This window comes from Armatimonadota bacterium (assembly GCA_031459855.1).
GTDB classification, from domain to species: domain Bacteria; phylum Sysuimicrobiota; class Sysuimicrobiia; order Sysuimicrobiales; family Humicultoraceae; genus Fervidifonticultor; species Fervidifonticultor primus.
In genome coordinates this window covers 2211974-2224294 of record JAVKHP010000001.1, presented here as the reverse complement: position 1 = coordinate 2224294, position 12321 = coordinate 2211974, and the positions used below count along the sequence as shown (strand labels likewise).

Sequence of the window (12321 nt, the reverse complement as noted above, 5' to 3'; positions counted from 1 at the left end):
AGCCGAGAGGAGCCAGCAGCGCTCAGCCGGGCGCGTCAACGGTGGTGGGGGGACGGACCATGCCGGCGCAGACCACGCGCGAGATCTCCCTGGACGACCGGTACCTGCTCGAGGAAGGCCGGGTCTACCTGCGGGGCATTCAGGCGCTCGTGCGCCTCCCCCTCGACCAGCACCGGCGCGATCGCGCCGCCGGCCTGCGCATCGGCACCTTCATCAGCGGCTACCCCGGCGCCCCTCTGGCTGGCTACGACCTCGCCCTGCAGCGCATCCGTCACCTGCTGGCAGAGCACGACATCGTCCACGTACCGGCCGCCAACGAGGACCTCGCCGCCACGGCGATCATGGGCACCCAGATGCTGGACCGCTACCCCTCGTCCCGGTACGACGGCGTCGTCGCGCTCTGGTACGGGAAGGGCCCTGGTCTGGACCGCAGCGGCGACGCCATCAAGCACGGCAACTTCGCCGGGACCAGCCGGCACGGTGCCGTGGTCCTGCTCGTGGGCGAGGACCACGAGGCCAAGAGCTCATCGTTCCCGTTCCAGGACGACTACGCGCTGGTCAGTGCCGGCATCCCCATCCTCTACCCGGCCTCGGTCCGGGAGTTCCTGGAGTTGGGGCTGCACGCCATTGCCATGTCCCGCTACAGCGGGTGCTGGGTGGCGCTCAAGCTCGTGGGGGCCCTGTGCGACGGGGGCGAGACGGTGGAGCTCGCCCCCGGACGGCCGACGATCGTGACCCCGACGCTGGAGATCGACGGACGTCCCTACCAGAAGGTGGCGGACTTCTCGTTCTTTGGCACACGCAACATCGAGATCGAGCGCCACCTCTACTACGAGCGGCACCTGGCCGTCCGCGCCTACGCGCGTGCCAACCGGCTGGACGTGGTCGAGGTCACGGGCCCCGAGGACCGCGTGGGGATCATCACGGCCGGCAAGAGCCACGCCGACACCTGGCAGGCGCTGCTGGACATGGGCCTGGACGACGAGGAGCTGCGGCGGTGGGGTATTCGCCTCCTCCGGATGGGCCTGATCTACCCGGTCGACGGTGAGCGCATCCGGGCGTTCGCCGCCGGCCTGCGCGAGATCATCGTCATCGAGGAGAAACGCGGATTCCTCGAGGCGCAGGTGAAGGAGGCGCTCGCCGGGCTCCCCGGCCCGGTAACCATCGTCGGCAAGTTCGACGAGACCGGGGCACCGCTGTTCCCCATCCACGGCGGGATGGACAGCGACATCATCGCCGAACGCCTGGGCCCGCGGCTGCTCCGGTACGCGCCCGCCCATGCCGGGATTCGCCGCCGGCTGGACGCGCTTGCTGCGATCCGGACACGTCGGTACGCCGCGCATCCGGCGCGCACGCCCAACTACTGCTCGGGCTGTCCCCACAACGTCACAACGCAGCTGCTAGACGGGCAGGTCGCGTGGGGGAGCCCCGGGTGTCATGCGTTCGCGTCGGTCATCGAGCAACCGCACCGCCGCATCGAGGCCATGACGCAGTACGGCGGCGAGGGCGCGCCCTGGATCGGCCTGCAGCCCTTCACCGACCGGCCCCACATGGTCCAGAACATGGGCGACGGCTCCCTCTTCCACTCCGGCTACCTGGCCATCCGGTTCGCGGCGGCGGTGGGGGCCAACATCACCTACAAGATCCTCTACAACGGCGCCGTGGCCAACACGGGCGCCCAAGCGCCCGTGGGCCAGCGGTCGATCCCCGCGCTCACCCAGCTCCTGGCCCGGGAAGGCGTCCGCGCCATCGCCCTGGTCACCAAGCGCCCGCGCGCCTACCGCCGGGCAGGCCTCTCACCGATCACGCGGGTCTACCCCGTGGACGCCTTCGACCACGCGCTGCGGACACTCTCGGAGACGAAGGGCACCACGGTCCTGATCTACGACGAGATGTGCGCCAACGAGCGGCGCCGCCAGCAGAAGCGCGGCCTCCTGCCGGCCCCGCACCGGTTCGTCGTGATCAACGAGGCCGTGTGCGAGAACTGCGGGCACTGCGGGGCCCTGACCAACTGCATGTCGCTCCAGAAGGTTGACACCGAGTTCGGGCCCAAGACCCAGGTCCACCAGTCGTCGTGCAACCAGGACTACCGCTGTCTGGGGGGCGACTGCCCGTCGTTCGTGACGGTGGAGACGCGGCCGGGCGAGGGGTTGCGCAGGCCCACGCCACCGGTGCTGGAGGCCGAGGCGATCCCCGAGCCGGTGCACAAGGTCGGCCTGGAGCGCCCATACCACATCTACATTCCCGGCGTGGGGGGCACCGGGGTGATCACCGTCAACAACGTCCTCTCGTTCGCGGGGTTGATGGACGGCGTGCACGTCATCGGGTACGACCAGACCGGCGCGGCCCAGAAGTGGGGACCGGTGCTGTCCAGTCTGGTGCTCGCGCGCCCGGGGCAGCGCGTCGCCGCCAGCAAGGTCGGAGCCGGCAAGGCAGACCTCTACCTCGGCCTGGACCTGATGGGCGCCGCCACGCCCGGCAACCTGGACCGCTGCGATCCCGCGCGAACCGTGGCCGTCCTCAACACGACGCTCCTGCCCAGCGGCGAGATGGTCCGCAACGTCTGGTTTGCGGTCGACGCCGAGGCCATGGTGCAGTCCGTCGCGCAGGTGACGCGCGCCACAGACAACGTGTTGGTCGAAGGCCGCCGCTACGCGGAGGCGCTCTTCGGGGACTACATGATGACGAACTTCTTCGTCGTCGGGGTGGCCTACCAGGCCGGCCTCGTGCCGCTCTCTGCCCGGAGCATCGAGGCGGCGATTCGCCTGAACGGCGTGCAGGTCGAGCAGAACCTGCAGGCGTTCCGCTACGGCCGGCTGTTCGTCGCGGAGCCAGCACGCGTGCGGCGCCTGGTCGAGCCACCGGCGCGGACCTACGAGGAGGAGCGGGCCGCGGCGCTGGCGCGGCTGGGCGCCCGGAACGGCCGGACGACACCCGCCGCTGCCGCCTACATTGCGCTGCTGGACCGCTGCGCGCACCTCGATCCGGAGTCGCGCCGGATGCTTGCGATCCGCATCGCCGAGTTGATCGACTACCAGCACCCGCGGTACGCTGAGCAGTACGTCGACGTCGTCCTGCGCGTGGCCGCCCGCGAGCAGGCGGTGCGGCCAGGCGGGACCGCCCTCACCCGGGCCGTCATCTTCCACCTCTTCAAGCTGATGGCCTACAAGGACGAGTACGAGGTCGCCCGGCTGTACCTGACGCCGGCGTTCCGCGCGCAGATCGCCCGCCTCGTCGCCCACCCCCGGCGGGTGGTGTTCCACTTCCACCCGCCGCTGCTGCGCGCCCTGGGGCTTCGGCGCAAGCTGGCGCTGGGACCCTGGGTGCTGCCCCTCCTGCGGTTGTTGCGGGCGATGCGACGGCTGCGGGGCACGCCCTTCGATCCCTTCGGGTACGCCCGGGTGCGCCGCGAGGAGCGCCGGTTGATCGCGTGGTACCGCGAGCTGCTCGAGCAGGCGCTCGCCCAGTTGACCCCGGAGACCTACCCGGTGGCCGTGGAGATCGCCCAGCTGCCCGACCGCATCCGCGGCTACGAGGCCATCAAACTGGAGAACGTGGCCGCGGCAACGCGCCAGGCGGCGCAGCTGCTGGAACGCCTGGCGCGCCGGCGCATGCCCGCATAGCTCGCCGGCGACTACGCGCCGGCTGGTGCGTGGGGTGGCGCGTGCGGGCGGCGGCGCCGCCGGCGCCGCCGCCCGCGTCGGTCCTGCGGGCCGCGCGGTCTCGCGCCAGCGGAGGCCGCGGGCACGGCGCCCGCGGTTTGGGGCGGGCCGGGCGTTTCCTCCTCATCACCCGCACGCTCGCCGACCGCTGCAGGGGGCTGCGCACCGTCCTCTCCCCGCCCTTCCTCCTCCTCGTCGGCCTCGGCCTCCAGCGGCAGGCTGGTCACCGGACCGACGCCCTGCGCTGCCGCGCGCCGGCGCACGACGACGCGCACCAGGTCGCGCTCGGCGGTGGCCTTCAGGCGCGCCAGGAACACGTCGACGTGCGCGGCCAGGATCTGCAGCACCGAGGTCTCGGTGAACAATGGGATGCCCGGCTCGGTGGCGATCTGGTAGGTGACCTCGGTCTCGCCGTCGACCTCCTGCAGCGTCAGGCTCCCCGACAGCCGGAGCAGTTCGCCCCGCACCTGTCGGAACTCGAGCCGGGTAGGCGCCCGCAGCGTCACCCGCTGCACCGAGGTCACGGGCAGCCCGCCCAGGAACCCGCGGAACTCCACCAGCGCCGTGCTCCCCGAGCGCTCCAGCACGTCGGCGGCCATCCACAGCGACGAGTACCGCGGGAGGGACTCGATCCGGGCGAGTAGCTGCCAGACGCGGTGCACCGGCGCCCGGATCCGGCGGTGTCCCTCGACGCCGACCTCGCGCGACACGGCGGCTACCCGACCCTGGCGGCCACGGCCCGCCGGCCGACAGCGTCCAGCCTGGGTCCGCGCACGGTGCCGTCTCCCTACCGCGCCGGGGACGCCGCCCGCACCTCGGCGATCAGCTCGATCACGCGGTCGTAGCGGCCAAACGACGGCACGAAGTAGACGCCCGCCACGCGCGGACGCAGCGCGGCCAGCAGCTCGCGCGCCAGGCGCATGCCGGCCTCGCGCCCGTCCTTCGCCTGCCGCATGTGCGTGCGGATCGCCTCGGGAACGACCATGCCCGGCAGCTCGTTGTGGAGGAACTCGGCGTGGCGGGCGCTGTGCAGCGGCAGCACGCCCACCAGCATCGGCACCGGCAGGGCGCCCACGCGGGCCAGGAACCGGTCCAGGGTCTCGGGCTCGAAGATGGGCATGGTGCAGACGAAGTCGGCGCCCGCGGCGAGCTTGCGGTCCAGCGCCCGCAGCTCGCGGTCGAGGTCCCGTGCGGCCATGTTGAGCGCGACCCCGACCAGGAAGCTGGTGGGCGTGCCGATCGAGTTGCCGGCGACGTCCTGGCCGCTGTTGAACCCCTTGATCAGGCGCACCAGGCCCGAGGGCTGCACGTCGGCGACGGCCGTGGCGCGGGGATAGTCGCCGGTCTGCGGGAGATCGCCCCGCAGGACCAGCAGCGTGCGAATGCCCAGCGCGTGGACAGCCAGCAGGTCGGACTGCAGGCGGACCAGGTTGCGGTCGCGGGTGGTGAAGTGCAGGATGGTCTCGACGCCGACCTCGCGCTCGATGCGGGCGGCCATGGCCCAGGGGCTCATGCGCAACCGGGCCATGGGGTTGTCAGCCACGTCGATGGCGTCGACGCCGGCCGCGCGCAGCCGCCGGCAGTGCTCCAGGGCCTCGGCGTCGTACGCGCCGCGGGGCGGCGTCACCTCCACCGTCACGACGAACCGCTTGCCCAGCCGCTGCGCGAGCGAGCTGCGGGGCTCCGGTGGGGGCGCAGGAGGCGGGGGCGGCGCGGGGCGCACGGCCGCCCGCGGACGCGGGCCTGCCGCGCGGCCGCGGATGGCCTCGCCCATGGCCGCGATGTGCTCCGGCGTGGTCCCGCAGCAGCCCCCCACGATCGCCACGCCCAGCTCGACCAGCGCCCGCGCGTGCTCGGCCATGTACGCCGGCGAGGCCACGTACGCCAGGCGTCCGCCGACGACCGCAGGCAGACCCGCGTTGGGCATCGCGACCAGCGGCGTGCGGGCCACAGCGGCCATGCGCTCGAGGACCTCGACGATGCCGTACGGCCCCACGCTGCAGTTGGCACCCAGGGCCGTCACGCCCAGCGCCTCGAGCCGGGCGACGATCTCCTCGGGCGTGTGCCCCAGCAGCGTCCGACCATCGGGCCCGAAGGTCATCTCGGCGACGATGGGCAGGTCGGTGACGGCCTGTGCGGCCCGCACCGCGGTCTCCAGCTCCCGCAGGTCGGCGAACGTCTCGAGCACCAGCACGTCGGCCCCGGCCTGGGCCAGCGCCTGCGCCTGAGCGCTGAAGATCTCGGCCGCCTCCTCGAGGGTCACCGTCCCCAGAGGCGCCAGCGGCCGGCCCAGGGGCCCCATCGACCCCGCCACCCACACCCGGCGGCCGGCTGCCCCGGCGGCAGCCCGGGCGAGGGCCACCCCCGTGGCGTTGATCTCGGCGGCGCGGTCGGCCAGCCCGTGGGCTGCCAGTTTCAACCGGTTGGCGCCGAACGTGTTGGTCTCCAGCAGCTCGGCGCCCGCATCGACGTAGGCCCGGTGGATCGCGCCCACGAGCGCGGGATCGGTGAGGTTGACGGCGTCGAAACACTGGTCGAAGGGCACCCCGCGGGCGTAGAGCATCGTGCCCATGGCGCCGTCGGCCAGCAAGGGACCCTGCGCCAGGCGCGCCCGAAACGTCGACGCCGTCACGCACCGCCTCCCAGGCGCCGCAGGACCTCCCGGGCGATGATGGCGCGCTGCACCTCGCTGGTCCCCTCGCCGATCTCGGTGAGCTTGACGTCGCGGTAGAACCGTTCGACCGGGTAGTCCTTGATCAACCCGTACCCGCCGTGGATCTGCACGGCCCTGGCGGCAGCGCGCGCCGCGGCCTCGGACGCGAACAGTTTGGCCATGGACGCCTCAGCGCGATGTGGCGCGCCGCGGTCGGCCAGGGCCGCCGCGTGTTCGGTCAGCAGCCAGGCCGCGTCGAGCTCGGTGGCCATGTCGGCCAGCATGAACTGGATGGCCTGCAAGTCCGCGATGGGCTTCCCATAGGCCGTGCGCTGCTTCGCGTACTCCAGGCTGGCGTCCAGCGCGGCGCGGCCCAGCCCCACCGCCATGGCCGCGATGCCGATGCGCCCCCGGTCGAGCACCTCCATCGCCTGCCGGTAGCCGTCGCCCTCGGCCCCGATGAGCGCCTCGTCGGGCAGCGCGCAGTCGACGAAGCGCACTTCGGCGGTGTCGCTGCTGCGCACGCCCAGCTTGTCCTCCTTGCGCCCGACCTCGAGGCCGGGCGTCCCGCGCTCCACGACGAAGGCGCTGATGCCCCGGCGGCCGCGGTCGGGGTCGGTCACGGCCATGACGACGTAGACCCCGGCCAGGCTCCCGTTGGTGACGAACACCTTGGTGCCGTTGAGCACCCACCGGTCGCCCACCCGGCGGGCGCGGGTCTGGATGGCCGCCGCGTCGCTCCCGGCCCCGGGCTCGGTCAGGCACCACGAGCCCAGCATCGCGCCGCTGGCAAGGCCCGGCAGGTAGCGCCGCTTCTGCGCCTCGCTGGCGTGCAACACCAGGTGGCCGCAGCACAGCGAGTTGTGGGCGGCCACCGACAGCGCCACGCCGGCGTCGCCCCAGGCCAGGGCCTCGATGGCGGCGATGACCGCGCCGAGGGGAAGGCCTGCCCCGCCGTAGGCGGCCGGCACCATCATCCCCAGCAGCCCCAGGTCCGCCAGCTGCGGGAGCACCTCGGTGGGGAACCGGCCCTCGCGGTCCCAGGCGGCGGCCTGCGGCCGCAGCACGTCGCGGGCGAACGCCCGCACGGTCTGCGCGATCAGCCGCTGCTCGTCGGTGGCAAGGCCGGGTCCGGGCACACCCACGCTCGCACTCCTGTCTGGCGCGTGCTCTACCCCTTGATGACCCCGACAGGCCGCAGGCGCGCCACCCGCCGGCTCAGCCCGGCAGCGTGGCAGACCGCCACGACGTCGGCCACGTCCTTGTAGGCCGGCGAGGCCTCCTCGGCCAGCAGGTGCGGGTCCTGAGCGCGCACGATGATCCCCTGCCGGCGCAGTTCGTCGGCGATGTTGCGGCCTGCCAGCTGGCGCACCGCCGCCTTGCGGCCCAGCACGCGCCCGGCCCCGTGGCAGGTGGATCCGAACGCCTCCTGCATCGCGCCCGGCGCGCCCACCAGCACGAACGAGTACCGGCCCATGTCGCCGGGGATGAGCACCGGCTGGCCAATGGCACGGTAGCGGGCTGGCACCTCAGGGTGGCCTGGCGGGAAGGCCCGCGTGGCGCCCTTGCGGTGCACACACACGCGCCGGCGCTGGCCCTCGACCTCGTACTCCTCGAGCTTGGCGATGTTGTGCGCCACGTCGTAGACCAGCCGCATGCCCAGGGCCTCCCACGGCTTCCCGAAGACCTGCTGGAAGCTCTCCCGGGCCCAGTGCGTCATGAGCTGACGGTTGGCCCACGCGAAGTTGGCCGCGGCGCACATCGCCCCGAAGTACCGCTGGCCTTCGGGCGAGCGCAGCGGTACGCAGGCCAGCTGCCGGTCCACCAGCCGGATGTTGTACTGCCGGTTGGCCCGCTCGGCGACCCGCAGGTAGTCGGTGCACACCTGGTGACCCAGCCCCCGCGAGCCCGAGTGGATGAAGATCACCACCTGCCCGGGCTCCTCCAACCCCATCACCCGCGCTGCGACGGGGTCGAAGATCTGGTCGACCACCTGCACCTCAAGGAAGTGGTTGCCCGACCCCAGCGTGCCGATCTGCCCGCGCCCCCGCTGTTTGGCCTCGACGCTGACCTGGGCGGGGTCGGCCTGGGGCAGCGCGCCACCGGCCTCGATGACCTCGAGGTCGTCGGGCGTGCCGTAGCCCTTGGCCACGGCCCACCGGGCGCCGCGCGCCAGCACGTCGTCGATCTCCTGCATGCTCACCTTCACCTTGCCGCCCACGCCGACACCCGACGGCACCGTGCGGAACAGCGTGTCCACCAGCTCCTCCAGGCGCGGGCGCACGTCGTCCTCGGTGAGGTCGGTGCGGATCAGCCGGACCCCGCAGTTGATGTCGTAGCCCACCCCGCCCGGCGAGATCACGCCGTCCTCCTCGTCGAAGGCCGCGACGCCGCCCACGGGGAAACCGTAGCCCCAGTGCACGTCGGGCATCGCCAGGGACCGCCACACGATCCCCGGCAGCGTGGCCACGTTCGCCACCTGCTCGAACGCCTGCTCCTCGCCCATCTGCCGGAGCATGCGCTCGCTGGCGAAGATCAGGCCCGGCACCCGCATGCCCGGCTTGTAGCTGGTAGGGATCTCCCAGCGGTAGTCGTCGATCTTCCGCAGGATGCGGGTCCACGCCGTGGCCGTCGATACCTGGCTCGAGGTCTCCTGTGCGCTCATCTGCCGCCCTCCGTGTCGCCTCCGACAAAAAGGCCCCGCGCGGGCAACGCCCCGGGGCCCCGAGCGGACAGCCGGTGCCTGCGGGCTAGAAGGGCACCGCCTCCACGGCGCGCAGCTCCGGGATCTCCTGCTTGAGCATCCGCTCGATCCCGGCCTGCAGGGTCATCATGGAGTACATGCACCCCACGCAGGCGCCCGCCAGCCGGATCTGCACGATCCCGTCGTCGGTGATGTCGACCAGTTCGATGTCGCCACCGTCACCCTGCACGTAGGGGCGGATCGCGTCGAGTACGCGCTCCACCCGAGTGCGCAGGCTCTGGTCGTGGTCGGAGGTCTGCACCCCAGCGCTCATGGACGTCCTCCTTGCGCTCAGCCCTGCGGCGCGTCGTCGCAGGGATCGGGCTCACCGGCCTCGTCGCGGTGGCGGAACGAGTGGCCGCAGCCGCAGGTCTCGACGGCATTGGGATTGTGCACCGTGAAGCCCTCGCCCGCGATCGACCGCACGTAGTCGATCCGGGCGCCGTCGAGGAGCCGGCGGCTCTCCGGGTCCACCAGGACTTCGACCCCGTGCTGGGCCACCACCTGATCGTCGGGCCGGCGCTCGCGGTCGAACGCCATCCCGTAGCTGAACCCGTGGCAGCCGCCGCGGGTGATGAAGAGGCGCAACCGCAGCTGGGGATCGTCCTGCTGTCGCAGGAGCTCCTGCAGCTTCTCGGCCGCCTGCGCCGTGATGGTGATCATGTGCGCCTCCTGCCCGTCGGGCCCCGTGCTCTCCCTGGCATTGTAGCCCGCCGGTGCGGCGGGTGCAAGCGCGAGGCCGGACGCGGCGCGTCGCGCACGGCGTCGACCGGACAGAGGAACCCGAACGGGGCACCGTCGGCGCGGAACTGGTGGGGCGTCCCGGCGGGAATGAAGACGAAGTCGAAGGGTCGCACCCGCACGACGCGGCGGCCCATGCGCACGCGGCCGCGGCCCCGCAGCACCACGATGGCGTGCGCGTGGGCGTGTCGCTCCCACGACGAGTACCCGCCGGGGGCGATCTCGAAGTAGCGCAGCTCGAAGGCCGTCCCCGCACGCGGGCCGCCCAGCAGCACGAACCGCTCCACGTCCCGCCACGCCAGCGGCCCGCCGGTCTGCTCCTTGTAGGGGGCGGCGGGCACTCCCTGCCAGCGGAACGTGCGCGGGTCGAAACGCGCCACCCCGGGCCGGGCGGCGACGACGAACGGCACCTCGCACGCGCTCCCCGTCCCGGGCCCGGGCGTCACGGCTGCACCACCACCTTGAGCGCCGCTGCCCTGCGCAGCAACGCGTAGCCGGCCGCCGCCTCGGCCAGCGGCAACCGGTGCGTCACGAGCGCCTGTACCGGCAGCCCGGTCGTCAACAGCGCCAGAGCCTCCCGGGTGTCCGGTGGTCCTGCCGAGTAACTGGCCACGAGGCTCACCTCCCGGAAGAAGAGGTCATGGGGTGCCACCGCCCAGCGGACCTCCGGTGGCGTGGGCGCAAACAGCAGCACGGTGCCGCCCGGCGCCGCGCACGCCACGCCGGCGTCCAGCGCGTCGATGGCGCCGGGCCCGACGATCACCGCGTCGGCGCCCTCCCCGCCGGTCGCTGCACGTACGGCCTCGGGGAGGACGTCCTGGGTCACGTCGAGCACGACGTCGGCGAAGGGCCGGGCGATGGCGACGCGGCCAGCCAAGCGATCGGCGCCGATCAGCACCTCCGGCTCTAGCCGGCGGGCTGCCAGCAGGTGCAGCAGCCCCATCACGCCCAGGCCGAGCACCAGCACGCGGGCGCCCGGCCGCACCCGCGCCCGCCGCAACGACTTGACCACACACGCCAGCGGTTCGATGAACGTCGCCGTGACGTCGTCGAGGCCGGCGGGTACCACGTGCGCATCGGTGACGAGCGCCGCCGCCTGGGCCACCGCATAGGTGGCCAGACCGCCCGGCAGCAGCCGACGCGGCCGCCATGCCGCGCAGTGCACGTGGTCGCCGCGCCGGCAGGCGGCGCAGGCAAGACACGGTGCGTGGTGGTGGACGAACAGGCGCGTGCCCGGGGCGAACGCCGCGTCAGGGCCTGCCTCGACGACGACCCCCACGGCCTCGTGGCCCAGGACGACCGGCGCCTTGCGCGCCATGTACCAGTCCATCGTCTCGCCGGGGCACAGTCCGCACGCCGTGATGCGCAGCAGGACGTCGCCTGGACCCAGCGTCGGAAGCGGGAGCTCCTCCAGGCGCAGGTCGTCGGGCGCTCGCCAGACCACGGCCCGGGTCGTCGTGGGCTGCACCACGCTCACGGCGCGCCGTCGGGCAGTACCGCGACCTTGGGCCCGGCCCCACGGTCGAGTTCGTCGAAGACCTCGCGGATCGCGCTCAGTGGCCGCCAGGACGCGATCAGCGGCTCCGGGCGGATCTTCCCCGCCGCCAGCAGATCCAGGGCCTGCCGGACCTCGGCCGTCGTGTAGTGGAAGGCGCCGATCAGGTCCACTTCGCTGTAGTGCAGCCGCGCGGCGTCGAACGCCGGACGGCTGCCACCGGCCAGCCCGCCGAAGAGCAGCACGCGACCACCGGGCGCCACCCACCCGGGAGCAGCCTCCCACACGGCCTGTGCCCCGGTGGCTTCAACCAGCACCTCCGGACCGTCGGGCCCGCACAGCGCGCGCAACGCCTCGCCCACGTCGTCGAGCCCCGATGCGTCGAGCACACCGGTGGCCCCGCAGGCCCGGGCTCGCGCAAGCCCCTCCGGTCGGCGCCCGACGGCCACCACCGCGAGCCCACAGCCCGCCGCCACCTGCACGAACAGCAGGCCGATCGGCCCGACCCCAACCACCGCCACCGGGCCGGTGACCGCGCCCAGGCGGCGCCAGCCGTGGACGACACACGCCAGCGGCTCCAGGCATGCGGCCTCGGCGTAGCCAAGCCCGCCGGGTTTGGGGAAGAGGTGCCGCGCGACCACACGCGCGGGCAGGCGAATCGCGTCGGCGTACGCGCCGAGGGCGACAGCGTCGAAGAGACGGACGCAGAGGTTCTCGCGGCCGCGCTGGCAGGGAGCGCACGCGCCACAGGGCGCCGTGGGCACGAAGACCACGGCCTGGCCGGGCACGACGTGGCGCACCCCCTCGCCCACCGCCGCGACGTCGCCGGCGGCCTCATGGCCGAAGGGGCCAAACGGCAGACGGGGATGCCCGCGGCGAAAGGTCTTGAGGTCGGTCCCGCAGGTCAGCGCCGCGCGCACGCGGACGACGACCTCGCCCGGGCCCGGCTCGGGCATCGGGACCTCGGCGAGGTCCAGGGCGCGCGGCCCGCGCAAGATCGCCTGTCGCATGGCGCCCGGCCCGTGAC

10 protein-coding genes are annotated in these 12321 nt (G+C 73.2%); 1 reads left to right on the top strand and 9 read right to left on the bottom strand.

The window, feature by feature from the left end:
- Positions 1 to 59 precede the first annotated feature (59 nt).
- A complete protein-coding gene (locus tag QN157_10175) occupies positions 60 to 3623 on the top strand; it encodes an indolepyruvate ferredoxin oxidoreductase family protein (protein MDR7555962.1) in 3564 nt (1187 codons plus the stop codon).
- 11 nt (positions 3624 to 3634) lie between these two features.
- Here QN157_10175 and QN157_10170 read toward each other — a convergent pair whose 3' ends face one another.
- The 9 genes from QN157_10170 to QN157_10130 all read right to left on the bottom strand — a co-directional run bounded on the left by QN157_10170 (position 3635) and on the right by QN157_10130 (position 12304).
- Positions 3635 to 4372, bottom strand: coding sequence for an SRPBCC family protein (locus tag QN157_10170; protein MDR7555961.1), 738 nt, complete (start codon positions 4370 to 4372; stop codon positions 3635 to 3637).
- 77 nt (positions 4373 to 4449) lie between these two features.
- Positions 4450 to 6294 (bottom strand): bifunctional homocysteine S-methyltransferase/methylenetetrahydrofolate reductase, encoded by a 1845-nt coding sequence (locus tag QN157_10165; protein ID MDR7555960.1) that lies wholly within the window; start codon positions 6292 to 6294, stop codon positions 4450 to 4452.
- Entirely contained in the window at positions 6291 to 7460 is a 1170-nt protein-coding gene (locus QN157_10160; protein ID MDR7555959.1) for an acyl-CoA dehydrogenase family protein, read from the bottom strand. The genes QN157_10165 and QN157_10160 overlap by 4 nt, the downstream gene beginning before the upstream one ends.
- A gap of 26 nt (positions 7461 to 7486) precedes the next feature.
- Positions 7487 to 8980, bottom strand: a complete 1494-nt coding sequence (locus QN157_10155) for an RtcB family protein (GenBank protein ID MDR7555958.1) — start codon at positions 8978 to 8980, stop codon at positions 7487 to 7489.
- Positions 8981 to 9065: 85 nt separating this feature from the next.
- Positions 9066 to 9293 carry a NifU family protein gene (locus tag QN157_10150; GenBank protein ID MDR7555957.1) on the bottom strand — a complete coding sequence of 76 codons (228 nt, stop codon included), beginning with the start codon at positions 9291 to 9293 and terminating at the stop codon, positions 9066 to 9068.
- A gap of 56 nt (positions 9294 to 9349) precedes the next feature.
- The gene (erpA, locus tag QN157_10145; protein MDR7555956.1) at positions 9350 to 9721 is read right to left on the bottom strand and encodes an iron-sulfur cluster insertion protein ErpA; all 372 of its coding nucleotides are present in this window, start codon (positions 9719 to 9721) and stop codon (positions 9350 to 9352) included.
- Positions 9718 to 10245 carry a cupin domain-containing protein gene (locus tag QN157_10140; protein MDR7555955.1) on the bottom strand — a complete coding sequence of 176 codons (528 nt, stop codon included), beginning with the start codon at positions 10243 to 10245 and terminating at the stop codon, positions 9718 to 9720. Before QN157_10140 ends, erpA begins: the two co-directional genes overlap by 4 nt.
- Positions 10242 to 11276: an alcohol dehydrogenase catalytic domain-containing protein gene (locus tag QN157_10135; protein ID MDR7555954.1), complete on the bottom strand. Its 1035-nt coding sequence runs from the start codon at positions 11274 to 11276 to the stop codon at positions 10242 to 10244. Before QN157_10135 ends, QN157_10140 begins: the two co-directional genes overlap by 4 nt.
- Positions 11273 to 12304, bottom strand: coding sequence for a zinc-binding dehydrogenase (locus QN157_10130; GenBank protein ID MDR7555953.1), 1032 nt, complete (start codon positions 12302 to 12304; stop codon positions 11273 to 11275). The genes QN157_10135 and QN157_10130 overlap by 4 nt, the downstream gene beginning before the upstream one ends.
- Positions 12305 to 12321: the final 17 nt, after the last annotated feature.